Origin of the sequence: Kitasatospora sp. NPDC059673, from assembly GCF_042734215.1 — a bacterium.
Classification (GTDB): domain Bacteria; phylum Actinomycetota; class Actinomycetes; order Streptomycetales; family Streptomycetaceae; genus Kitasatospora.
In genome coordinates, this window is sequence record NZ_JBHWEN010000022.1 from 86312 (window position 1) to 109185 (window position 22874).

The 22874-nt window shown below is 73.8% G+C and carries 17 protein-coding genes; 9 read left to right on the forward strand and 8 right to left on the reverse strand.

Annotated elements, in window-relative coordinates:
* The first annotated feature begins 19 nt into the window (after positions 1-19).
* A complete protein-coding gene (locus tag ACFV18_RS24455; protein WP_380486571.1) occupies positions 20-835 on the forward strand; it encodes a GNAT family N-acetyltransferase in 816 nt (271 codons plus the stop codon).
* Positions 836-891: 56 nt separating this feature from the next.
* Positions 892-1485, forward strand: a complete 594-nt coding sequence (locus tag ACFV18_RS24460; protein WP_380486573.1) for a GNAT family N-acetyltransferase — start codon at positions 892-894, stop codon at positions 1483-1485.
* Positions 1486-1492: 7 nt separating this feature from the next.
* On the opposite strand, the gene hrpB is transcribed toward ACFV18_RS24460, so the two are convergent.
* Both hrpB and ACFV18_RS24470 read right to left on the reverse strand, forming a co-directional pair.
* Positions 1493-4024: an ATP-dependent helicase HrpB gene (hrpB, locus tag ACFV18_RS24465; protein ID WP_380486575.1), complete on the reverse strand. Its 2532-nt coding sequence runs from the start codon at positions 4022-4024 to the stop codon at positions 1493-1495.
* A gap of 2 nt (positions 4025-4026) precedes the next feature.
* A complete protein-coding gene (locus ACFV18_RS24470; RefSeq protein ID WP_380486630.1) occupies positions 4027-4938 on the reverse strand; it encodes a class I SAM-dependent methyltransferase in 912 nt (303 codons plus the stop codon).
* A gap of 422 nt (positions 4939-5360) precedes the next feature.
* On the opposite strand from ACFV18_RS24470, the gene rpsA reads away from it, so the two are divergent.
* The 3 genes from rpsA to ACFV18_RS24485 all read left to right on the forward strand — a co-directional run bounded on the left by rpsA (position 5361) and on the right by ACFV18_RS24485 (position 10238).
* Positions 5361-6851 carry a 30S ribosomal protein S1 gene (gene rpsA / locus ACFV18_RS24475; RefSeq protein ID WP_043913368.1) on the forward strand — a complete coding sequence of 497 codons (1491 nt, stop codon included), beginning with the start codon at positions 5361-5363 and terminating at the stop codon, positions 6849-6851.
* A gap of 578 nt (positions 6852-7429) precedes the next feature.
* Positions 7430-9535: an MMPL family transporter gene (locus ACFV18_RS24480; RefSeq protein ID WP_380486577.1), complete on the forward strand. Its 2106-nt coding sequence runs from the start codon at positions 7430-7432 to the stop codon at positions 9533-9535.
* Positions 9536-9593: 58 nt separating this feature from the next.
* Entirely contained in the window at positions 9594-10238 is a 645-nt protein-coding gene (locus ACFV18_RS24485; protein ID WP_380486579.1) for an MBL fold metallo-hydrolase, read from the forward strand.
* Between the two features lie 306 nt (positions 10239-10544).
* On the opposite strand, the gene ACFV18_RS24490 is transcribed toward ACFV18_RS24485, so the two are convergent.
* Positions 10545-11423, reverse strand: coding sequence for an alkaline phosphatase family protein (locus tag ACFV18_RS24490; protein WP_380486581.1), 879 nt, complete (start codon positions 11421-11423; stop codon positions 10545-10547).
* Positions 11424-11632: 209 nt separating this feature from the next.
* On the opposite strand from ACFV18_RS24490, the gene coaE reads away from it, so the two are divergent.
* Together coaE and ACFV18_RS24500 are read left to right on the forward strand one after the other, a co-directional pair.
* The gene (gene coaE / locus ACFV18_RS24495) at positions 11633-12229 is read left to right on the forward strand and encodes a dephospho-CoA kinase (RefSeq protein ID WP_380486583.1); all 597 of its coding nucleotides are present in this window, start codon (positions 11633-11635) and stop codon (positions 12227-12229) included.
* 151 nt (positions 12230-12380) lie between these two features.
* Entirely contained in the window at positions 12381-14471 is a 2091-nt protein-coding gene (locus ACFV18_RS24500) for an MMPL family transporter (protein WP_380486585.1), read from the forward strand.
* 82 nt (positions 14472-14553) lie between these two features.
* On the opposite strand, the gene ACFV18_RS24505 is transcribed toward ACFV18_RS24500, so the two are convergent.
* The 3 genes from ACFV18_RS24505 to soxR all read right to left on the reverse strand — a co-directional run bounded on the left by ACFV18_RS24505 (position 14554) and on the right by soxR (position 16920).
* Positions 14554-15390, reverse strand: a complete 837-nt coding sequence (locus tag ACFV18_RS24505) for a sulfurtransferase (RefSeq protein WP_380486587.1) — start codon at positions 15388-15390, stop codon at positions 14554-14556.
* Between the two features lie 67 nt (positions 15391-15457).
* Entirely contained in the window at positions 15458-16309 is an 852-nt protein-coding gene (locus ACFV18_RS24510; RefSeq protein ID WP_380486589.1) for an SAM-dependent methyltransferase, read from the reverse strand.
* A 107-nt stretch (positions 16310-16416) separates the two neighbouring features.
* Complete coding sequence (gene soxR / locus ACFV18_RS24515) at positions 16417-16920, reverse strand: redox-sensitive transcriptional activator SoxR (RefSeq protein ID WP_380486591.1); 504 nt, start codon at positions 16918-16920, stop codon at positions 16417-16419.
* Between the two features lie 65 nt (positions 16921-16985).
* Here soxR and ACFV18_RS24520 point away from each other — a divergent pair, with 65 nt between their 5' ends.
* Together ACFV18_RS24520 and ACFV18_RS24525 are read left to right on the forward strand one after the other, a co-directional pair.
* Entirely contained in the window at positions 16986-17717 is a 732-nt protein-coding gene (locus tag ACFV18_RS24520) for a transketolase (protein ID WP_380486592.1), read from the forward strand.
* A gap of 71 nt (positions 17718-17788) precedes the next feature.
* Positions 17789-18694: a transketolase family protein gene (locus ACFV18_RS24525; RefSeq protein ID WP_380486594.1), complete on the forward strand. Its 906-nt coding sequence runs from the start codon at positions 17789-17791 to the stop codon at positions 18692-18694.
* A 13-nt stretch (positions 18695-18707) separates the two neighbouring features.
* On the opposite strand, the gene treZ is transcribed toward ACFV18_RS24525, so the two are convergent.
* The gene (gene treZ / locus ACFV18_RS24530; protein WP_380486596.1) at positions 18708-20441 is read right to left on the reverse strand and encodes a malto-oligosyltrehalose trehalohydrolase; all 1734 of its coding nucleotides are present in this window, start codon (positions 20439-20441) and stop codon (positions 18708-18710) included.
* Positions 20441-22831: a malto-oligosyltrehalose synthase gene (treY, locus tag ACFV18_RS24535; protein ID WP_380486598.1), complete on the reverse strand. Its 2391-nt coding sequence runs from the start codon at positions 22829-22831 to the stop codon at positions 20441-20443. The genes treZ and treY overlap by 1 nt, the downstream gene beginning before the upstream one ends.
* Between the last annotated feature and the right edge of the window lie 43 nt (positions 22832-22874).

A 22874-nucleotide genomic window follows, 5' to 3' on the forward strand; every position in this document is an offset into this window, starting at 1 on the left:
CGGTCCCGAGACTGGCCCGGTGATCGAACCGCGTGCCCCCTTCGCCGACAAGCCCACCCTGGTGGGCGAGAAGGTCCTCCTGCGTCCCGTCCGGCCGCAGGAGGACCTTCCGCTGCTCCGCGTCCTGCTCCAGGACGCGGAGATCCTCCGCTGGACCTCCGGTTCCTGGACCCCTGCCGTCCCCGATTGGGACGAGGCGCTGGAGCGCCGCACCATCGACCGGTACCGCACCCGCAACGACCGGACCGACTGCCTCGACCTGATCGTGGTCGACAGGTCCACCGGCCGCGGCGTCGGCGAGATCGGCCTCGACGAGTGGGACGAGCCCGGCAACTCCTGCACCCTCCGCATCGCCCTCGGCCCCGACGGCCGCGACCGGGGCCTCGGCCCCGAGGCAATTCGCCTCCTCACCGACCACGCCTTCCGCGTCCTCGGCCTCCACCGCGTCTCGCTCTCCGTGCACCGCCTCAACAGCCGCTGCCATGTCTTCCAGAAGGCGGGGTTCAGGGTCGAGGGGGTGCGGCGGCGTGCCCTGCCGTTCAACGGACGGTGGGTCGACCGCGTCGAAATGGCGGCCCTCGCGGAGGACTGGGGCCATGAACTGCCCCCCGGCCCGGACCCGGAGCGTCCCGCCGGCGTCCTGGAGGACGACCCCGAGCGCAGGCTGACGGACGCCGAGTGGACCAGGCTCCGCGACTACCTGCGGCGCTACGTCGTGCACGAGCTCGACCAGTGGGAGTGCTGGCGCATCGACACGGCCCACGGCCCGATCGCCATGACGCTCAGCAACGCGTTCCGGGAGGACGACCACCCCGGGGCGTGGCGCGCGATCTGATCCGGACGTCCGCTAATTCGATTGCCTCGGTCGCCAGGGGCTCGGAGACTGGCCGGATGACTGATCAACTTGCCGTCCCGACCGCCACCTTCGCCGACAAGCCGACGCTGGAGGGGGAGCGGATCGTGCTCCGGCCGGTGCGGCCGGAGGAGGATCTGCCGATGCTCCGGGTGATGCTCGAGGACCCGGAGGTGCTCAAGTACACCTCGGACGAGTACACCCCCGTGGCGCCCGAGTGGGACGAGGCGATGGAGAAGCACATCGTCGACTGGTACACCACCCGCAACGAGCAGACCGACCGGCTCGACCTGATCATCGTGGACAAGTCCACCGGCCGGGGCGTCGGCGAGGTCGTCCTCAACGAGTGGAGCGAACCCAACCGCTCCTGCAACCTCCGGATCTGCATCGGCCCCGACGGCCGCGACCGGGGCTTCGGCACCGAGGCCGTCCGGATGGCCACCGACCACGCCATCCGCGCCCTCGGCCTCCACCGGGTCTCGCTCAACGTCTACGCCTTCAACGGCCGCGGTCAGCGCGCCTACGAGAAGGCCGGCTACAAGGTCGAGGGCGTCCGCCGCAAGGCGCTGCGCTGGGGCGACGAGTGGATCGACGACATCGACATGGCCGTCCTCGCGGAGGACTGGGTGTGACCCGGCCTCACTTGCGCGGGTTGGCCCGGCGGGTGGGTTCGGCCGTGGTCGGGTCCTCCGGCCACGGGTGGCGGGGGTAGCGGCCGCGCAGGTCGGCCCGGACGGCGCGGTAGCCCTCGCGCCAGAACGCGGCCAGGTCGCCGGTAACGGCGGCCGGCCGGCCCGCGGGGGAGAGCAGGTGGACGGTGAGCGGGGCGCGGCCGTCGGCGAGGGCCGGGGCGGCGTCCCAGCCGAACAGCTCCTGGAGCTTGACGGCGAGGACGGGGCGGTCGCCCGCGTAGTCCACCCGGATCCGGCTGCCGCTGGGCACGGTGATCCGCTCGGGGGCCAGCTCGTCCAGCCGGCCGGCCTGGCCGCTCGCCCAGGGCAGCAGCCGCTGAAGCGCGGCGGCGGTGTCGATCCGCTCCAGGTCGGCGCGGCGCCGGGCCCGCGACAGCTCCGGCTCCAGCCACTGCTCGGCGGCGGTCAGCAGCGCGGCGTCACTCACGTCCGGCCACACCCCGCCCAGGGTGCGGTGCAGGAACGCCAGCCGCTCCCGCAGCCCGGCCGCGGCCGGCGGCCAGCTCAGCAGGGCGGAGACCCCCTCGCGGGCCAGGCCCTCCAGCAGCGCCTCGCGCACCAGCGCCGGATCGGGCGCCGTCAGTGGCACCGCGGCGAGCTCGATCGCGCCGAGGGTCTCCACCCGGCGGGCCGTCACCTCCCGCTGCCGGGCCGACCAGTGGACCTCCTCCCGCCCGTCCAGCAGCGGCGCACCTGCCCGGCGGGCCGTCGCCTCGTCGATCGCCACCGCCCGCAGCACCCGCGCCGACGGCGACCCGGCGGGCCGGTCGGCCACCGCGATCGCCAGCCACCCGCCGGCCGGCAGCCGCGAGCCGCCCTGCACCTGGGCGGCCGTCCCGGAGGCCATCAGGTACGCGCCCTCGCCGCCCTCCCGGGCCCGGGCCAGCCGCTCCGGGTACGCCAGGCCGACCACCAGCCCGACGGCCGCGGCGTCCGGGAGACCGCCCGGTGAACCTTCGACCTGGCGCTCCAGCCGCCGGGTCTCGTCCTTCCAGCGGCGCGCGTACGGGTCGTTGCTCTGCTTGACGGTGCGCCAGATGTGGGCCAGGTCGTCGCCGAGGGCGCGCGGCGGCTCCTCGGACAGCAACGCGACCAGCTCGGCGGCCCGCCGGGAGCCCACCGCTGCGGCGCCGTCGAGCAGCGCCCGGGCCAGCCGGGGGTGCAGGCCGGTGCGGGCGATCGCCCGGCCGCGTTCGGTGGGGCGGCCGTCGGCGTCCACCGCGTCCAGCGCGCGCAGGGTGGCGCGGGCGGCGGCCATCGCCCCGGCGGGCGGCGGGTCGGGGAGGGTGAGGCCGCCGGCGTCCGGGTCGCCCCAGCAGGCGGCCTGCAGGGCGAACGAGGTCAGGTCGGCGAGTGCGATCTCCGGCGTGGGGAAGCGGGCGGCGCGGGCGTCCTCCACCTCCGCCCAGCACCGGTACACCGTGCCCGGGGCCTCGCGTCCGGCCCGGCCGGCCCGCTGCCGGGCGGCGGCCAGCGAGGTGCGGACGGTGACCAGCCCGGACAGGCCGCGGGCGTGGTCGGTGCGCGGCTCCCTGGTCAGCCCGGAGTCGACCACCACCCGCACGCCCGGCACCGTCAGCGAGGACTCGGCGACCGAGGTGGCCAGCACCACCCGCCGCCGCTCGCCGGGGCTCAGCGCCGCGTCCTGCACGGCCGGCGGCGCCTGCCCGTGCAGCTGCAGCACCTCGACGCCGTCCAACTGCCCGGCCACCCGGGCGATTTCACCCACCCCCGGCAGGAAGCACAGCACATCCCCGGCCCGCTCGGCGAGCGCCCGGCGGACCGTCGCCGCGACGTGCGCGAGCAGCGCCGGATCGACCTTCGTCCCGTGCGGCGGGCGGACGGTACCGGGCGGCGGCGCCCACACCACCTCCACCGGGTGCGAGACGCCCTCGGCGGCCACCACCAGTGCGCCGTCCAGCAGTTCGGCCCAGGCGTCGGTGTCGGCGGTGGCCGAGGCCAGCAGCAGCCGCAGCTCCGGGCGCAGGGCCGCCCGGACGTCCAGCAGGAACGCCAGCGCGGTGTCCGCGTCCAGGTGCCGCTCGTGGCACTCGTCGAGCACCACCACGTCCACGCCCGGCAGCTCCGGGTCGCGCTGAAGGCGCTGCAGCAGGACGCCGGTGGTGACCACCTCGACCCGGGTGTCCGGGCCGACCCGGCGCTCGCCGCGCACCGTGAACCCGACCCGCCCGCCGACCGGCTCGCCCAGCAGCCAGGCCATCCGCCGGGCCGCGGCCCGCACCGCCAACCGGCGCGGCTCGGCGACCAGCACCCGGCGCGGCGGGCCCGGGACGGGGCTACCTCCCAGCCCGCTCGGGGCTGGGGGAGCGTCCAGCAGACCCGCCAGCGCGAGTGGCACCAGGGTGGTCTTGCCGGTGCCCGGCGGCGCGGACAGCACCGCCGCGCCGTGCTCCTCCAACGCCGCGGTCAACCCGGGCAGCGCGGTGCGGACCGGCAGTTCGAGCCCCCCGGTGCGCACCGTCAGCCGTCCCGGCGGGCGACGAAGATCGCCGTCCCGGGGATGTGCCGGCCGCGCAGCGGGCTCCAGCCGCCCCACTCCTGCTCCAGCTCCTCCGGCCACTCCGGCTCGATCAGGTCGAGCAGCGTGAACCCGGCCCCCACCAGCTCCCGCACCCGGTCGCCCAGCGTCCGGTGGTGCTCGACGTAGGTCGCCACGCCCTGCTCGTCCTGCTCCACGTACGGTGTGCGGTCGAAGTACGAGGAGGACGCCGTCAGGCCCTCCTCGCCCGGCTCGTCCGGGAACGCCCAGCGGATCGGGTGCGTCACCGAGAACACCCACCGCCCGCCCGGCCGCAGCACCCGGTGCACCTCGCGCATCAGCCGCGCGGTGTCCGCGCTGAACGGCACCGCGCCGTACGCCGAGCACGCGTGGTCGAACGAGCCGTCCGCGAACGGCAGCGCCGCGCCGTCCGCCTGCACCACCGCGACCGGCTCCAGACCGCGGCCCAGGTCGATCCGCCGCGAGTGCTGCAACTGCCGGTACGAGATGTCCAGCGCCACTGGCCGGGCCCCCTGCGCCGCCAGCCAGCGCGAGCACTGGGCGGCCCCCGAGCCGATCTCCAGCACCTGCGCGCCCTTCAGTGCCGCCGGCTCCCCGAGCAGCCGCACCTCGGCCTCGTCCACCCCCTCCGGGCACCAGGTGAACCGGTCGTCACCGAGGAACTCCCCGTGCTCGTCCTGGTACTCGTCCGCGTTCCGGTCCCACCAGTGCCGACTCGCCCGGCTCGACTCCACCTCCCCGACCTCCCGGCGGAGCGCCTCGTCGCCGTCGTCGTCCTGATCGGACTCGACGTGGTAGGCGCTCGGGACGTCGTACTCGGCGGGGTCGTAGTCGCGGGGCGCGATGGGACCGGGGGTGGTGGAGTGGGTCATGGAATCCGTCACGTAAGGTATGGGATGCGGAAGCGCCGCTGCCGCGGAGCCGGTCCCTTGCGGGGCCGGGTCGGGCTGTGGCATCCGGGGTAGGGCCGGTGTTCGAGCCGCCGCGAGGTGCGCCTTCGGAGGATATGGCCTGATCCGTCCCGGCCTCTACCGGTCTTGCCGTCTTCGGCATTGACCGTGTCCGGGTGTCCCCGTATGCTACAAGTTGCGCTGCGGGCCTGCGCGCCTCGGACGGAGCAGGTCGCGCTCGCATCTGTCGAAGACCCCACGGTCGTCAGACGGACACCGGGATTCCGATCGCAGGAATCTTTTCGGTGGCCGTTTTCTGGCCTGTACGGCTTTCGGTGGGAGCGATCAGGGCCCTCCGCGTGGCATTACTACGACTTCATGTCCGTACCGGAGCCCTTTTCCTAATGACGAGCCCCACCGACACCTCTGTCAGCACCACCCCGCAGGTTGCGGTCAACGACATCGGCGACGCCGAGGCCTTCCTCGCCGCCATCGACGAGACCATCAAGTACTTCAACGACGGCGACATCGTTGAGGGCGTCATCGTGAAGGTCGACCGTGACGAGGTGCTCCTCGACATCGGTTACAAGACCGAGGGTGTCATCCCGTCCCGTGAGCTCTCGATCAAGCACGACGTCGACCCCCACGAGGTTGTCGCGGTCGGCGACAACATCGAGGCCCTGGTTCTCCAGAAGGAGGACAAGGAGGGTCGCCTGATCCTGTCCAAGAAGCGCGCCCAGTACGAGCGCGCCTGGGGCACGATCGAGAAGATCAAGGAAGAGGACGGCATCGTCACCGGTACCGTCATCGAGGTCGTCAAGGGTGGTCTCATCCTCGACATCGGCCTCCGTGGCTTCCTCCCGGCCTCGCTGGTCGAGATGCGCCGCGTCCGCGACCTCCAGCCCTACGTGGGCAAGGAGCTCGAGGCGAAGATCATCGAGCTGGACAAGAACCGCAACAACGTGGTCCTGTCCCGCCGTGCCTGGCTCGAGCAGACCCAGAGCGAGGTCCGCCAGACCTTCCTCACCACCCTGCAGAAGGGCCAGGTCCGCTCCGGCGTCGTTTCCTCGATCGTCAACTTCGGTGCGTTCGTGGACCTCGGCGGCGTCGACGGTCTGGTGCACGTCTCCGAGCTGTCCTGGAAGCACATCGACCACCCGAACGAGGTTGTCGAGGTCGGCCAGGAGGTCACCGTCGAGGTTCTCGACGTTGACATGGACCGCGAGCGCGTCTCCCTGTCGCTGAAGGCGACCCAGGAGGACCCGTGGCAGCAGTTCGCCCGCACCCACCAGATCTCGCAGGTCGTGCCGGGTAAGGTCACCAAGCTGGTTCCGTTCGGTGCGTTCGTCCGCGTGGACGAGGGCATCGAGGGCCTGGTCCACATCTCCGAGCTGGCCGAGCGCCACGTCGAGATCCCGGAGCAGGTCGTCCAGGTCGGCGACGAGATCTTCGTCAAGGTCATCGACATCGACCTTGAGCGTCGTCGCATCAGCCTCTCGCTGAAGCAGGCCAACGAGTCCCTCGGTGCCGACCCGGCGTCGGTCGAGTTCGACCCGACCCTGTACGGCATGGCTGCCTCGTACGACGACCAGGGCAACTACATCTACCCGGAGGGCTTCGACCCCGAGGCGAACGACTGGCTGCCCGGCTTCGAGAAGCAGCGCGAGGAGTGGGAGCGGCAGTACGCCGAGGCCCAGGCCCGCTTCGAGCAGCACCAGGCCCAGGTCATCAAGTCCCGCGAGGCCGACGCCGCTGCCGCGGCCGAGGCCGGCGAGGAGGCCCCGGTGTCCGGTGGCGGCTCGTACTCCTCCAGCAGCGACGAGGGCTCTGGCGCGCTTGCCTCGGACGAGGCCCTGGCCGCTCTGCGCGAGAAGCTGGCCGGTGGCCAGAGCTGAATCGCTCTCGCTGAGTAGCTGACTCAACAGGAACCCCCCACCCAGGCTTGCCCTGGGCGGGGGGTTCCTGCTTTTTTGCGCCCACCCAGGGCAAGGCGCTGCGCGCGGCCGGGCTGGGTTTTGTTGGAGTTGCGCCCACCCGCCCGCCCGAGCACCCACCAGCGAAGGTGCGCTGCGCGCGGCGATGGGGCGGGGCAGGTGCGCTGCGCGCGACAGCGGGGCTTGGTGCTGCGCCCACCCACCCGAGCACCCGCTTTCGCCATGGCCCGCCGCCTGCGGCGCCGTGTACTTCCGTCCTGGCTCGCTGCTCACGGTGGTGTTGTTCGACGGCGGGTGCTCGGGCGGGCGGGTGGGTGGGAGCGGGGGAGCTTAAGTGGCGTTTATGTGAAGGGAATTGTGAGATGAGGCTCATCATCCGCCTATAGGACGTTCGGGAAGTCGCGCATACATTGAGGTGACTTGTCCGAAAGGCTCCCCGCATGCGCAGCTCTCGCCCCACCGCAGCAGAGGTCGAGGTTTCCCAGGTTTCCGGTCGGTTGGCCGGGCTTGGGCGAGTGTGTTTCCGGCACCGGCGTTGGGTGTTGGGGGTGTGGGCGGTGGTGCTCGCGGCGGGGGTGCTGATCGGCGGGCGGGTGTTCGAGGGGTCGGTCGCGGGGACGGGCACCGGGGGGTCGGAGTCGGCCCGTGGCGTCGCGGTCGTGCAGGCGGCGGACCCGGTGCAGGGCACCGTCACCGCGGTGGTGGACGGGCCCCAGGTGGGCAGCGAAGGCGTGCGGACGGCCGTCCAGCAGGCGAGTACCGAGGTGGCGAAGCTGCCGGGCGTGCTCTCGGTGGCGGACACGTACTCGACGCAGGGGCAGCTGACCGCCGACGACGGCCGGGCGTCGCTGGTGAACGTGCGGATGGCGGACGGGGCGAGCGCCAAGCAGCTGAGCGCGGTGACCGACCGGCTGGAGCGGATCACTGCGGACGGGGCGCACACCGTGGTGGGCGGCGATCTGGTGCTGCAGCAGGAGGTGAAGGACCAGACCGCGAAGGACACCCGTTTCGGGGAGATCGTGACGTTGCCGCTCACCCTGATCGTGATGGTGCTGGTGTTCGGCGGGCTGGCCGCGGCCGGTTTGCCGGGGATCGGGGCGGTGGCCTCGGTGGGCGGGGCGCTGCTGGCGATGTTCGGGTTCAGCAAGATCATGGACATCGACACCAGCGTGCTGCCGATCGCGACGGTGCTGGGGTTGGGCCTGTCGATCGACTACGCGCTGCTGATGGTGAACCGTTTCCGCGAGGAGCGCGGCCTGGGCGCGACGATCGCGCAGGCGGTGGAGCGGACGTCGGCGACGGCCGGCCGGACGGTGGCGTTCTCGGGGCTGACGGTGGCGGTGGCGCTGAGCGGCCTGTTCGTGTTCACCAGCCCGGTGTTCCGGGCGGTCGCGGCGGCGGGCGTGAGCGTGGTGGTGATCGCGGTGGCGGCGGCCCTGACGCTGGTGCCGGCGCTGCTGGGCTTCATGGGGCGGCGGATCAAGGCGCCGAGCACGCCCGTCCCGGACGAGGGGTTCTTCTCCCGGACGGTGCGCCGGGTGCAGCGGCGGGCGGTGCCGGTGATGCTGGCGTGCGTGGCGCTGCTGCTCGCGGCGGGGGCGCCGTTCCTGGGCTCGCACTTCCGCAACTCGGGCGCCGATGTGCTGCCGAAGAGTTTCGCCTCCCGGCAGGTAGCCGAGGCCGTGCAGGAACGTTTCCCGGCGCAGGTCCCGGCCCCCGTACAGGTGGTCGTCAAGGGCACGCCGCAGCAGGCGCAGCACTACGCGGACACCGTGGTGGCGAAGCTGCCGGGCGTGTCGGGCGTGCGGGCCGTCACCCCCGTCTCGGAGGGGGTGCAGACCGTGGACGTGCTGGTGAAGGGTGACCCGCAGGGCGCGGAGGCCAAGCGGGTGGTCGGTGAGCTGCGCGAGCACCGGGGCGGCCTGGAGACGTACGTGACGGGGGACGCGGCGTCGCTGGTGGACTTCCAGCACGAGATCGGCTCGCGCGGGCCGTGGGCGGTGGGCCTGGTCGCGGCGGGGACGCTGGTGCTGCTGTTCATGATGACCGGCTCGGTGGTGCTGCCGATCAAGGCGCTGCTGATGAACGTGCTGTCGCTGGGCGCCTCGCTGGGCGCGCTGACGCTGGTGTTCCAGCACGGGTACTTCAGCGGGCTGCTCGGGTTCACCCCGACCGGCGGTCTGGAGACGATGATCCCGGTGCTGGTGTTCGCCTTCGCGTTCGGGCTGTCGATGGACTACGAGGTGTTCCTGCTGTCCCGGATCAAGGAGCTGTACGACCAGGGCCACGGCTGCCTGCGGTCGGTGGAACTGGGCCTCCAGCGAAGCGGTCGGATCATCACCTCGGCCGGCCTGCTGATGGTGATCGTGTTCGCCGGATTCGCCGCCGGACAGATGCTGATGGTCAAGCAGATGGGCGTTGCGCTCGCCGTCGCCGTCGCCGTGGACGCCACCCTGGTGCGCACCCTGCTGGTGCCCGCCACCATGTCCTTGTTCGGCCGACTCAACTGGTGGGCACCCGCCCCGCTGCGCCGCCTGCACCGGATCATCGGCCTCAGCGAGCACGTCGAACTGCCGCCGCTGCGCCAGGCCGCGCTGCCCGCGCCGCGCACCGCCGAACAGTCCGCGCTGGTGCGTGCGTCCTAGGCTCTGTCCGGTCGATCGCGCCCGGCAGGATCGGCCGGTCAGACCCTAGGCTTGGGGCATGCGACTGACGAAGTTCGGCCACGCCTGCGTCCGGATCGAGCACGCGGAAGGGGCGGTGCTGATCGACCCCGGCATGTTCACCGGCCCCGAGGTGGTGCGGGACGTGAACGCCCTGCTGATCACCCACGAGCACGCCGACCACTTCACCGAACCGCTGGTGCGGGCCGCCGTCGAGGCCAACCCCGGGCTGCGGGTCTTCACCAACCGCTCGGTGGCCCGGCAGCTGGAAGGCATCGGCGCGCGCGTGACGGTGGTCGGCGAGGGCGACGCGTTCGAGCTGGACGGGCTGCCGGTGACGGTGCACGGCGAGTGGCACGCGGAGATCCACCGGGACATCGAGCGGATCCCGAACATCGGCTTCCTGCTCGGCGGCCGGGTGTTCCACCCGGGCGACGCGCTGACGGTCCCGCCGGACACCGTCGACACGCTGCTGCTGCCGCTCGGCGCGCCCTGGCTGCGGGCCGGCGAGCTGGTCGACTACCTGCGCGACGCCCGGCCCCGGCAGGCGGTGGCGATCCACGAGGAGACGCTCAGCCAGACCGGGCGGGCCATCCACGGGCGGCTGCTCGGCCCGCAGGGGCCCGGCACCGGCGGCGTGGCGTACCGGACTCTCGACATCGGCGAAGCGCTCGACCTGGTCTGACCCCGCAGCCCGGACGGCCGGGCCATGGCGGCCGCGAGCGGTCGGCCGGTGCGTGTCGGGGTCGGTCTTCTGTGCCGCGCGCATCTGGTCTCTGACCCTCGCAGCCGGACGGCCGGGCCATGGCGGCCGCGAGCGGTCGGCCGGTGTGCGTCGGGGTCGATCTCCGATGCGGCGCGCATCTGGTCTCTGAACCCCGCAGGCCGGACAGCCGGGCCATGGCGGCCGCGAGCGGTCGGCCGGTGCGCGTCGGGGTCGATCTCCGATGCCGCGCGCACCTGCCGGCCGAGCCGCCCGGCCTCGGAGGTTTCAGACGGCCGGCGCGGCGGCCGTGAACGGGCGGCCGTCCAGCGTCCAGTGCGGGTCGGGGACGATCTCCAGCGCCGCGTACACGTGCGCCGCGACGTCGGTGTGGTGCAGCGGGCCGACCGGTGCACCCGGGGTGATGCCGGGGCCGGAGGCGGCGATCCACGCGGTGCGCTCCAGCGCGCTGCGGCCGCCGTGGCCGCCGGCGTCCACGTGGCCGTGGTCGGTGACCACGATCACCGTCCACTCCTCGGCGGCGTACGTGGACCGCTCCCGCAGGGCGGCCAGCAGGCGGCCGAGGCGGACGTCGGCGGCCTCGATCGAGCGGCGGTAGTCCTCGCCGCAGCCGCGGAAGTGCGCGGTCTCGTCGACCGCGCCGAGGTAGACGAAGGAGGCCTGCGGGTCGTCGTCGGAGCGGGCGAGCACGTACTCGGCCTCGGCGGTGACCCGCTCGTCGCAGACCTCCCACGCCTCCGGAGTGTCCTCCAGCGGCGCGATGTACGAGAGCCGGCCGGGCGCGGCGAACAGCGGGCCGCCGTCGCGGGCCAGGAACAGCGGCTCCCAGCCGCCGACCGCGAAGGTGCGGCGGCGGTGCGCCTTGGCCAGGCGGGTGGTGAAGTCCGGGAACACGTCGAGCCGGTGGCCGCCCAGGTGGTTGCCGAGCACGCCGTGCTTGGCGACGCCGACACCGGTGGCGATGGTCGCCCAGCACGGGCCGGACATGGTCGGGGTGGCGTCGTCCACCTCGACCGGGCCGAGGAAGCCGGCGGCGGCGACCGCGTCCAGGTGCGGGGTGTGCAGCTCGGGCAGCAGGTCGAGTCGGACGCCGTCGATGCCGACGACCAGGACCCGGCGCGGGCCGGCGGGCCAGTTGCTGGACACGGGTGGTGCTCCGATCGTTCGAGGGTGGTGCAGGTGTTCGGCACCCTAGCGGCCGGACCGGGCCCGTGGAGCTGTATGGACAACTCTTTTCGGGCGCCCCTTGGACGGAGGGCCGGAGAGTTCCCGCGAAGTTCGCCCGGCGGTCGCCCCGAGTTCCGTCCCGCCCGGGCCGCTGCGGGCGCTCCCGTACGGGCCGGTAGCCTGACGGCATGCTGAGGATCGGACTGACGGGCGGCATCGGCGCGGGCAAGAGCGAGGTCTCCCGCCAACTGGCCGCGCTGGGCGCGGTGATCATCGATTCGGACGCGATCGCCCGCGAGGTGGTCGCCCCCGGAACACCCGGACTGGCCGCCGTGGTCGCCGAGTTCGGCCCCGAGGTGCTGCTGCCGGACGGCTCGCTCGACCGCCCCGCGCTCGGCCGGATCGTCTTCGCCGACCCGGCCCGGCTGGCCGCGCTCAACGCCGTCGTGCACCCGCTGGTGCGGGCCCGCTCCGCCGAACTGGAGGCCGCCGCCGGGCCGGACGCGATCGTCGTGCACGACGTGCCGCTGCTCGCCGAGAACGGCCTCGCCCCGCTGTACGACCTGGTCGTGGTCATCGACGTCCCCGACGCCGAACGCCTGCGCCGCCTCACCGCCCTGCGCGGCATGCCCGAGGACGAGGCCCGCGCCCGGATGGCCGCCCAGGCCACCCGCGAGGACCGGCTCGCCGTCGCCGACCTCGTCCTCGACAACAGCGGCGACCTCGACGGCCTCACCACCCGCGTCCAGGAGCTGTGGCGGCAACTGGAGCAACGCAACGCCTGACCCGCACCCGGCCTGACCTGCGCCGATCCGGCCGCAGCGGCCTGTGCCGACCGGGCCGCGGCGCGCGGGCGGGCGGCCCCGACCCGATGCTGGGACGAGGAGGGCGCGGCGGACGGCCCCGCCCGGGGTCGTCGGCTGGGGGCCGGTCGCGATGAGTTCCGGCAGAAGATGGTCCGCGGTGCCGTGCGGGCGGCGTCGGAAGTGGGTGGTGCTGGCGCTGTGGCTGGTGCTGCTGGTGGCCGCCGTGCCGCTGGCCGGGAAGCTGACGGGCGCCGAGGACAACCAGGCGTCCAGCTGGCTGCCCGCGAACGCCGAGTCGACCCGGGTGCTGGACGCGCAGCGCCGGTTCCAGCCGGTGGAGACCGCCCAGGCCGTGGTGGTGTACCAGCGGCCGGGCGGCATCACCGCCGAGGACCACGCCAAGGCGGTGCGCGACGCCGAGAACTTCACCACCGCGCCGCACGTGGTCGCGCCGGTGGTCGGGCCGACCGTCTCCGCGGACGGGCAGGCGATGCAGACCGTGGTGCCCGTCGAGGTCGGTACCAACGGGTGGAACAACCTCCGCCCGGCCGTGGACAGCATGCGCGCCACCGCCACCACCGACGCGCCCGCCGGGCTGGTCATCCACGTCACCGGTCCCGCCGGGATCGCCGCCGACCAGGCGAAGACCTTCGCGGGCATCGACAGCACCCTGCTGTTCGCGACCGTCGGCGTGGTGATCGTCCTGCTGCTGCTCACCTACCGCAGCCCCGTGCTGTGGCTGCTGCCGCTGCTGTCCGCCGGGGCGGCGCTGATGGTGGCCGAGGCCGTCATCTACCTGCTGGCCAAGCACGCCGGGCTGGTCGTCAACGGGCAGAGCGCCGGCATCCTGATCGTGCTGGTGCTCGGCGCGGGCACCGACTACGCGCTGCTGCTGACCGCCCGTTATCGGGAGGAACTGCGACGCCACGAGGACCGGCACGAGGCGATGGCCGCCGCCCTGCACCGGGCCGGGCCGGCGATCCTGGCCAGTTCGGCGACGGTCGTCGCGTCCATGCTCTGCCTGCTGGTCGCCGAGATGAACTCCACCCGCGGCCTCGGACCGGTCTGCGCGATCGGCGTACTCGTCGCCCTGCTCGCCATGCTCACCCTGCTGCCCGCGCTGCTGGTGGCGTTCGGACGCTGGGTGTTCTGGCCGGTCCGCCCCGGCTACGGCACGCCCGAGCCGACCAGGACCGGGCGCTGGGCGCGAATCGGCACCTGGATCGCCGACCGCCCCCGCAAGGTGTGGATCGGGACCGCGCTCGCCCTGGCCGCCTGCACCGCCGGACTGGTGTCACTGAACGCGACCGGCCTGAGCGTCGCCGGATCGTTCACCGGCACACCCGACTCCGTCACCGGCCAACAGGTGCTCGCCGCGCACTTCCCGGGTGGGACGGGCGCGCCGCTCTCGGTGATCAGCAACGCCGGGCCACCACTGGACGCCGTCCGGCAGGCCACCGCGAGCACCCCCGGAATCGCCGGGATCGGCCCCGCCGAGGTGCGCGGCGGCGAGGCGTACTTCCCCGCGACGCTCACCGACCCGCCCGACAGCGCCGCCGCCCGGGCCACCGTGGACCGGGTCCGGGCGGCCGTGCACGCCGTGCCCGGGGCGAACGCGCAGGTCGGCGGCTCCACCGCGGTGGTACTCGACGCCGGGCGGGCCGCCGCCCGCGACAACCGGGTGATCATCCCGCTGGTGCTGGCCGTGGTCGTGGTGATCCTCGCCGCCCTGCTGCGCGCCGTGGTGGCGCCACTGGTGCTGATCGCCACCGTGGTGCTCTCGTACGCGGCGGCGCTCGGCATCAGCGCGTTCTTCTTCGCGCACGTCTTCCACTTCGAGGCCCAGGACCCGGCCTTCCCGCTCTTCGTCTTCGTCTTCCTGGTGGCCCTCGGCATCGACTACAACATCTTCCTGATGACCCGCGTCCGCGAGGAATCCGCCCACCTCGGCACCCGCCGCGGCGCGGTCGCGGGCCTGGCCGCCACCGGCGGCGTGATCACCTCCGCCGGCCTGATCCTCGCCGCGACCTTCGCCGTCCTCGGCACCCTCCCCCTGGTCGCCTTCACCGAAATCGGCTTCGCCGTCGCCCTCGGCGTCCTCCTCGACACCCTGGTCGTCCGCTCCGTCCTGGTCACCGCCCTCACCGCCGACCTCCGCCACCACATGTGGTGGCCGGGCCGCCTGTCCCATGGGCTGCCACCGGCGGTGGAGGCCGACTGAGGCGCCGCCTTCTCGACGGGCGGGACGGTTCCGAAGAAAATGGTGGCATGTCCATCTGGAGCCGTTTCCGGTCGACGTTCCGTCAGTTGCCGGTGGCCACCGGCAGGTCGGTTTCCGGGCGGGCCCAGTCGGACCAGGAGCCGTCGTAGACGGTGGGGGTGGGGTGGGTGGTGAGGTGGGCGGCGAAGGCGAGGATGCAGGCGGTGACGCCGGAGCCGCAGGTGGTGATGAGGTGGGGGCGGTTGGCGGTGGCGGTGGTGAGGCGGGTGTGGAGGTCGGGGAGGGGGAGGTAGCGGCCGTCGGGGGTGAGGAGGTCGGTGAAGGGGAGGCTGGTGGAGCCGGGGAGGTGGCCGCGGCGCAGGTGGGGGCGGGGTTCGGGGGCGTCGCCGGTGAAGCGGTCGTGGGAGCGGGCGTCCAGGACGGTGGTGTCGGGGTCGGCGAGGGCGGCGGCCACGGCGTCCCGGTCGATGAGCAGGCCGGGGCGTGGGCGGGCGGTGAAGTCGCCGGGGGAGTAGGGGAGTTGGTGGGAGGTGACGGGGTGTCCGGCGGACTGCCAGGCGGGCAGGCCGCCGTCCAGGACAGCGGCGCGGTCGAAGCCCATGGCGCGCAGCATCCACCAGGCGCGGGGGCTGGAGTGGATTCCGGCGCCGTCGTAGAGGACGACGGTGGAGTGGTCGTTGACGCCGAGGGTGCGCAGTTCGCGCTGGAAGTCGGCGGCGGAGGGCATGGTGTGCGGAAGGCCGGAGCGGGGGTCGGACAGGGCCCCGTCGAGGTCGAACGGGCGGGCGCCGGGGATGCGGTGGGCCGCGTGGCGGTGGGCGCCGACGCCGGCGTCGAGGACGACCAGGTCGGGGTGGTCGAGGTGGGCGGCCAGCCAGGCGGGGCCGATCAGCGGCGGGGGCGGCGGCAGTGCGGTCATGGCGGGGGCTCCGTCGGTGAGGGGAGCCTCATGATCGCACCGCCGCCGTCGGCGGATTGAGGCGGCGTCAGGGCTTGCGGGCGACGCCGGCCCAGATGGCGACCTCGCTGTCGGTGTCCTGCGGGTCCTGGTCGGGGCGCCACTGCGGGGCGGTGACCAGGCCGGGTTCGAGCAGTTCCAGGCCGTCGAAGAAGCGCAGGACCTGCGCGCGGGTGCGCATGGTGAGCTGGGCGGTCGCGGAGCGGTAGATGGCCGGGCCCTTCCCGGCCTGCGCCGGGTCGATGAAGTCGGCGGTGGCGTGCGAGAGCGCCAGGTGGCTGCCGGAGGGCAGGGCATCGATCAGGGTGCGGACGATGGTGTACGGGTCGTCGGCGTCGTCGATGAAGTGCAGGATCGCGAACAGCATCAGGGCGACCGGCCGGTCGAGGTCGAGCAGTTCGCGGACGGCGGGGTCGGCGAGGATCGCCCTGGGGTCGCGCAGGTCGGCCTGCAGGACGCTGACGCTGCCCTGCTGGGCGCCGGCCAGCAGGGCCCGGCCGTGCACCAGGACGATCGGGTCGTTGTCCAGGTAGGCGACCTTGGCGGCGGGGTCGACGGCCTGGGCGATCTCGTGGGTGTTGCCCGCCGTGGGGATGCCGGTGCCGATGTCGAGGAACTGGCGGATGCCCTGCTCGGCGGCGAGGGTGCGCACCGCGCGCTGCAGGAAGGCGCGGTTGGCGAGTGCGCTGATCCGCACCAGCGGGCTGATCGCGATCACCTGTTCGGCGGCGGCCCGGTCGGCGGGGAAGTTGTCCTTGCCGCCGAGGTAGTAGTCGTACATCCGGGCCGGGTGCGGAACCTCCGGGCGCAGCTCGGCGGACGGCGGCGGACTCTGGTCGCCAGACATCCAGTCCAGCGAAATCTCCTGATGATCGGTCATATCCGGCCCCCCGTCGCTTGGAACGCGCTTTCGGGGGCAGCATAGACGGCCGGGAAACCGGTGCGACCACGGATGGCCGAAACCGGTCGCCCGGCAACGCGGCAAGGCTACCGGTCGGGTCCGACATCCGGATCGGTGACGGGCTCGGGCCCGCGGTCCGGGTCGCGGGTGAGCAGGTAGCGGGCGCCCGGTCCGGCGGCGCCCGCGCGGTCGTCGGCGTTGTACAGCGCGCAGCGGCTCATGGAGAGGCATCCGCAGCCGATGCAGCCCGTCAACTTGGCTTTCATCAGCTGGAGTTCGGCGATCTGCCGGTCGATCCGGTGCTGCCAGGTGGCGGCCACGGTGTGCCAGTCGCGGGGTGTGGGAGTGCGGTTCTCGGGCAGCCGGGCGAGCGCGGTGCGGACCTCCTCCAGCGAGAGGCCGACCTGCTGGGCGGCCCGGACGAAGGCGATCCGGCGCAGCGCGGAGCGCGGGTAGCGGCGTTGGTTGCCGCTGGTGCGTTCGGCATGGATCAGGCCGAGGCTCTCGTAGTAGCGCAGCGCGGAGGTGGCGAGGCCGCTGCGTTCGGCGAGCTGGCCGATGGTGAGGCGGTCGTGCCGGGACGGCGTCATGCTCCGGAAGACTACCCGCGGACGCCCTTGACCTGAAGCGGACTTGAAGTTGGATGCTCGTTGCCATGACGAGCGAAGCAACGAGCACTCTCGGCAGTCACGCGGACATGGCTTCCACCGGGCTGGCTTTCACCGACCTGCCGCACCTGATCTCCCTGATGACCGGCGACGAGAAGCACACGCCGGCCGCCACCTCCACCCTGGACGCCCTGTGGGTGCTGTACGACCGGGTGCTGAGGGTCGGCCCGGCCACCGCGGAGGACCCCGACCGGGACCGGTTCCTGCTGTCCAAGGGCCACGGCCCGATGGCGTACTACGCGGTGCTGGCCGCGAAGGGCTTCTTCCCGGTGGAGCTGCTGTCGAGCTTCGGGGCGTACGACTCGCCGCTCGGCCACCACCCGGACCGACTGCTGGTGCCGGGCGCGGAGATCGGCTCCGGGTCGCTGGGGCACGGGCTGCCGCTGGCCGTCGGCACGGCGCTCGGCCTGCGGGCGCAGGGCCTGGACGCCCCGGCGGTGTGGGTGCTGGTCGGGGACGCCGAGTTCGACGAGGGCAGCAACCATGAGGCGGTGGCGTTCGCCGGGGCGTACGGCCTGGAGCGGCTGCACGTCGTGGTGATCGACAACTCCTCGGCCACCCACGGCTGGAGCGGCGGCATCGCGGCCCGGTTCGCCGGCGAGGGCTGGTCCGCGGCCGCCGTGGACGGCCGCGACCACGAGGAGCTGTACCGGGCGTACACCACCCCGCACCCCGGCCGCCCGCACGTGGTGGTGGCCCGCGTCGAACCCAAGAACTGAGCACCCGAGCACCGAGAGCATCCGAGCACAGCCGAGCACCCGAGCACAGCCGAGAGCGGAGACACCAGGCCATGATCACCCAGGAGTTCACGATGCGCGACCAGTTCGCGCTCACCACCACCGAGTTGCTCGACCAGGACCCGCGCACCGTCCTGGTGCTCGCCGACATCGGCGCCGCCCAGTTCCCCGAGGCGGCCCGCGCCCATCCGGACCGGGTGGTGAACGTCGGCATCCGCGAGCAGCTGCTGATCGGCGTCGCCGGCGGCCTGGCGCTGACGGGGATGCGGCCGATCGCGCACACCTTCGCCAGCTTCCTGATCGAGCGGCCCTTCGAGCAGGTGAAGCTGGACCTGAACCACCAGGGTGTCGGAGCGGTGCTGGTGAGCGCGGCCGGCTCCTACGACTGGCCGGCCGGCGGCCGCACCCACATGGCGCCCGGCGACGTCGCCCTGCTGGACACCCTCCCCGACTGGAACGTGCACGTCCCCGGCCACCCCGCCGAGGCCGACCTGCTGCTGCGCCACGCCGTCGCGGCCGGCGACAGCCTGCAGTACGTGCGGCTGTCGGTCCAGCAGAACCGTGAGGCCCGGCCGATCGTGCCGGGGAAGTTCCTGACGGTCCGGGAGGGCGGCCGCGGCGTGGTCCTGGCGGTCGGCCCGATGCTGGACGAGGTGCTGGAGGCCACCGAGACGCTGGACGTGACGGTGCTGTACGCGAGCACCGTGCGGCCGTTCGACGCGGCGGGCCTGCGGGCGGCGGTCGGCGGCCGGGCCGACGTGGTGCTGGTCGAGCCGTACCTGGCGGGCACCTCGGAGCGCGAGGCGCACCTGGCGCTGGAGCACCTGCCGCACCGGGTCCTCGGGTTGGGCGTGCCGGTGGCCGAGCACCGGCACTACGGCTCGCTGCCCGAGCACCTGACGGCGTACGGCCTGGACGCGGCCCACCTGCACGCCCGGATCGCAAGCTTCCTCCAGTGAAGCGGCCGGTGGTTCAGGCCGTGCGCAGCACCGCCGCCGCGTCCGGCCCGAGCAGCACCGTGCCGTTCGGGCCGGGCCGCACCTCGCCGAACGCGGCTTCCAGCGCGGCGAGTTCGCCCTCCAGCGGGACGGCCGCGGGCTGCTCGCCGCCGATCCTGACCAGCACCCGGTAGCGGCTGCGGTGCACGGCCAGCCAGCCCGCCGCCGCGTCGTGCCGCACCCGCACGGCCGCCAGGTCGCCGGACGCCAGTTCGGGCGCGGCGCGCCGCAGCCGGATCAACGCCCGGTACCAGGCGAGGAGTTCGGCGTGCGGGGCGCGCTGCGGCTCGGACCAGTCCAGGGTGGAGGCGCGCACCGTGGCCGGATCCTGCGGGTCGGGGACGTCCTCGGCGCGCCAGCCGTGCTCGGCGAACTCCCGGCGGCGGCCCTGCCGGACGGCCTCGGCGAGCTGCGGGTCGGTGTGGTCGGTGAAGTACTGCCACGGGGTGGACGCCCCCCACTCCTCGCCCATGAACAGCATCGGCGTGAACGGGGACGTCAGGACCAGCGCGGCCGCGGCGGCCAGCCGGCCGGGCGGCAGTGCGGCGGAGAGCCGGTCGCCGGTGGCCCGGTTGCCGATCTGGTCGTGGGTCTGCGCGTAGCCCAGCAGCCGGTGCCCGTAGGCCGCCGGGAACGGGCGGCCGTGGGAGCGGCCCCGGAAGGAGGACCAACTCCCGTCGTGGAACCACCCGTTGGTGAGTGTCTTGGTGAGCGCCGTCCACGGGTCGGCCGCGAAGTCCGCGTAGTAGCCCTGGCTCTCGCCGGTCAGCAGCGCGTGCAGGGCGTGGTGGAAGTCGTCGCTCCACTGCGCGCTCAGCCCGAGTCCGCCGGCCGGCCGGGGTGCGGTGGTGCGCGGATCGTTCAGGTCCGACTCGGCGACCAGGAACAGCGGACGCCCGGTCGCCTGCGCCAACTCCTCGACGGCGGCGGCCAGTTCCTCCAGGAACGGCAGCGCCCGGCCGTCCGCCAGCGCGTGCACGGCGTCCAGCCGCAGCCCGTCGATCCGGTAGTCGCGCAGCCAGGCCAGCGCGCTGCCGATCAGGTACGCCCGCACCTCGTCCGAGCCCGGCGCGTCCAGGTTCACCGCCGCGCCCCAGGGGGTGTGGTGCCGGTCGGTGAAGTACGGGCCGAACCGGGGCAGGTAATTGCCGGACGGGCCGAGGTGGTTGTGCACCACGTCCAGGATCACGCCGAGGCCGCGCAGGTGCGCCGCGTCCACGAAGCGTTTCAGCCCGTCGGGGCCGCCGTACGGCTCGTGCACCGCCCAGGGCGACACCCCGTCGTAGCCCCAGCCGGAGCGGCCGGGGAACGGGCAGACGGGCATCAACTCGACGAAGTCCACGCCGAGTTCGACCAGGTGGTCGAGGCGGGCGGCGGCCGCGTCGAAGGTGCCCTCGGCGGTGAAGGTGCCCACGTGCAGCTCGTAGACCACGGTGCCCGGCAGCGGGCGGCCCCGCCAGGCCGTCGGGGACCAGCGGAACGCGGCGTGGTCGACCGGGCGGCTCAGCCCGTCCGGGCCGAACGGCTGCCGGGGCGAGCGCGGGTCGGGCAGCGCCGGGCCGCCGTTCAGCCGGAAGCCGTAGTCGCCGTCCGGGCCGTCCCCGTGCCACCAGCCCGGGTGCGCCGCATCGCGCTCCAACAGGTACGGGATCGCCCCGACCTCCACCTCGACCACCTTGGCCGCCGGTGCCCACACCCGGTACCGCATCAGGCCCCCTCGACCAGCAGCGCCACCGGCAACTGCTGGAACAGATACGACAGTTCGACCGGCCCGCCGACGAAGTGGCGGCCCGTCAACCGGTCCGTCCAGCGGCCCGGCGGCAGTTCCAGCAGGGTGCTGTCCCAGCCGCCCGCCCGGTGCAGCCCGTACGGCAGCCGGGTCGCCGCGCCCAGCACCCGGCTGCCGCGGGCGAACGCCACCAGGTGCTCGGCCGCCGGGCCCACCCCCGCCAGCGGGCGGTAGCGGCCCAGCGCGCCCTCCCGGCGCAGGTGCAGGGCGGTCTTCGTCAGGTGCAGCTTCTCCCGGGCCAGGTCGCCGGGGCGCGGCGCGGCCGCGTCGGTCAGCCGCACCGCCAGCGCGTCCAGGTCCACCGGCGCCCGGTTGTCCGGATCGACCAGCGTGTACAGCGGCTCCTCGCCGCCCTGGAACACGTCCGGCACGCCCGGCACCAGCAGGTGCAGCAGCGCCGCCGACAGCGAGTTCACCCGGGCGAACGGTTCCAGCATCCCGACGAACCCGGCGATCCGCGGACACAGCCCCGGGTTGGCCAGCGCCCCGCGCGCGTACTGTGCGAGCCGCTGCTCGAACGGCTCGTCCGGCTCCGTCCACGAGGTCCGGCGCTTCGCCTCCCGCACCGACTTCAGCAGCACGCCCAGCAGCCGCTCCTCGGACAGCGGCCACGCCGCCAGCAGGGTCTGCCACAGCAGCCACGCCGAGGCCCGGTCCGGGCACGGCCCGGCCGCCACCGTCCACGCCGCGCACTCCGCCGCCCACGCCTCGGGCAGCTCCGCCAGCACCGCGAGCCGGGCCCGGGCGTCCGCGCTGCGCTTGGTGTCGTGCGTGGACAGTGCCGTCATCGCGTGCGGCCAGTGCTGCTCCTGCCACTCGCACCAGCGGTGGAAGTCGGCCGGCGGCACGCCCGGGTGTTCGGGCAGGCCGCCGACCTCGTTCAGCGACAGCAGCGCGTTGAACCGGTAGAACGCGGTGTCCTCGACACCCTTGGCCGACACCGCCGAGGCGGTCTGGCCGAAGCGGTGGCAGAACTCGTCCTTGGCGGGGGAGCGGCCCAGCTCCCCGAGGGCGAGCAGGTGCACCAGCCGCTCGGCGTCCGACGCCTCCTCGGGCAGGGCGAGCGCCCGGGCGGCCTCCGGCGGGGCCGGCTCGCCCGGCACCACGTACGGGCGGTACACCGGGTACTCGGTCAGCAGGGTCTCCAGCGCCCGGCGCACCGCCAGCGGCGAGTGGTCGGCCAGCTCGGGGCCGTCCGCGCAGATCCGCTCCACCAGGCGCACCAGCCGGTCGGTCTCGGCCGACAGCGCCCCGTCCGGCGCGACCATCTCGGCCCGGCCGATCAGCGCCGACGCCGCCGCGTCCGTCCGGTCGCCGACGTCGCGCCGGTAGGCGACCGCCAGCTTCTCCGCGCCCCGGCGGTCGGTCAGCACCCCGTCGATCCGGCGCAGCGCGTCGTAGCCGGTGGTGCCCGCGCACGGCCAGTCGGCGGGCAGCCGCTCCTCGCCGGTGAGGATCTTCTCCACCACCGTGTACGCGCCGCCGGTGGCCTCGGCCAGGCGCCGCAGGTAGCCGCGCGGGTCGGCCAGCCCGTCCGGGTGGTCGATCCGGAAGCCGTCCAGGACGCCCTCGCGGTGCAGCCGCAGCAGCACCGCGTGCGTCGCCTCGAACACCTCCGGGACTTCCATCCGCACCGCGATCAGCTCGTTCACGGTGAAGAAGCGCCGGTAGTTGACCTGCTCGTCGGCGAGCTTCCACCAGGCGAGGCGGTACCACTGGTGTTCCAGCAGCTGCGGCAGCGGCAGCTGCGCGGTGCCGGGGCGCAGCGGGAACTCGTGCTCGTGGTAGCGCAGCACCTCGCCGTCCACCGTCAGCCGGTCGAGTTCCACGCCCAGCCGGTCGCCGAGCAGCGGCAGCAGCAGCCGGCCGCGCCCGGGGGCGTCGACCGGGCCCGGCTGGGACGTCCAGTCGATGTCGAACCAGGCGGCGAACGGGTCGTCCGGGCCGTTCGCCAGGACCTGCCACAGTGGCCGGTTCAGCTGTTCGGGCACCGGCAGCGCCATGTGGTTGGGCACCACGTCCGCGATCAGGCCCAGGCCGTGCCGCCGGGCCTGCGCGGAGAGTTCGCGCAGCGCCCTCTCGCCGCCCAGCTGCTCGGCGATCCGGCCGTGGTCGACCGTGTCGTAGCCGTGCGTGGAGCCCGGCACCGCCTCCAGCAGGGGCGACAGGTGCAGGTGCGAGACGCCGAGCGCCGCCAGGTACGGCACCGCCCGGCGGGCGTCGTGCAGGGTGAACTCCGGCTGCAGCTGGAGCCGGTAGGTGGCCGTCGGGAAGCGGGCCGTGGAAGGGCGCGCGGCGGCTGACGTCATAGCCGCATCCCTACCCGGACGGCCGGAGGCCTACCGCCGATTG

Coding starts and splice junctions, on each gene's coding strand:
- ACFV18_RS24470 (WP_380486630.1), bottom strand. CDS start 4,938: ATGACCCACTCCACCACCCCCGGTCCCATCGCGCCCCGCGACTACGAC.
- ACFV18_RS24525 (WP_380486594.1), top strand. CDS start 17,789: ATGATCACCCAGGAGTTCACGATGCGCGACCAGTTCGCGCTCACCACC.
- ACFV18_RS24500 (WP_380486585.1), top strand. CDS start 12,381: ATGAGTTCCGGCAGAAGATGGTCCGCGGTGCCGTGCGGGCGGCGTCGG.
- soxR (WP_380486591.1), bottom strand. CDS start 16,920: ATGACGCCGTCCCGGCACGACCGCCTCACCATCGGCCAGCTCGCCGAA.
- ACFV18_RS24510 (WP_380486589.1), bottom strand. CDS start 16,309: ATGACCGATCATCAGGAGATTTCGCTGGACTGGATGTCTGGCGACCAG.
- rpsA (WP_043913368.1), top strand. CDS start 5,361: ATGACGAGCCCCACCGACACCTCTGTCAGCACCACCCCGCAGGTTGCG.
- treZ (WP_380486596.1), bottom strand. CDS start 20,441: ATGCGGTACCGGGTGTGGGCACCGGCGGCCAAGGTGGTCGAGGTGGAG.
- ACFV18_RS24460 (WP_380486573.1), top strand. CDS start 892: ATGACTGATCAACTTGCCGTCCCGACCGCCACCTTCGCCGACAAGCCG.
- treY (WP_380486598.1), bottom strand. CDS start 22,831: ATGACGTCAGCCGCCGCGCGCCCTTCCACGGCCCGCTTCCCGACGGCC.
- coaE (WP_380486583.1), top strand. CDS start 11,633: ATGCTGAGGATCGGACTGACGGGCGGCATCGGCGCGGGCAAGAGCGAG.
- ACFV18_RS24520 (WP_380486592.1), top strand. CDS start 16,986: ATGACGAGCGAAGCAACGAGCACTCTCGGCAGTCACGCGGACATGGCT.
- ACFV18_RS24485 (WP_380486579.1), top strand. CDS start 9,594: ATGCGACTGACGAAGTTCGGCCACGCCTGCGTCCGGATCGAGCACGCG.
- ACFV18_RS24505 (WP_380486587.1), bottom strand. CDS start 15,390: ATGACCGCACTGCCGCCGCCCCCGCCGCTGATCGGCCCCGCCTGGCTG.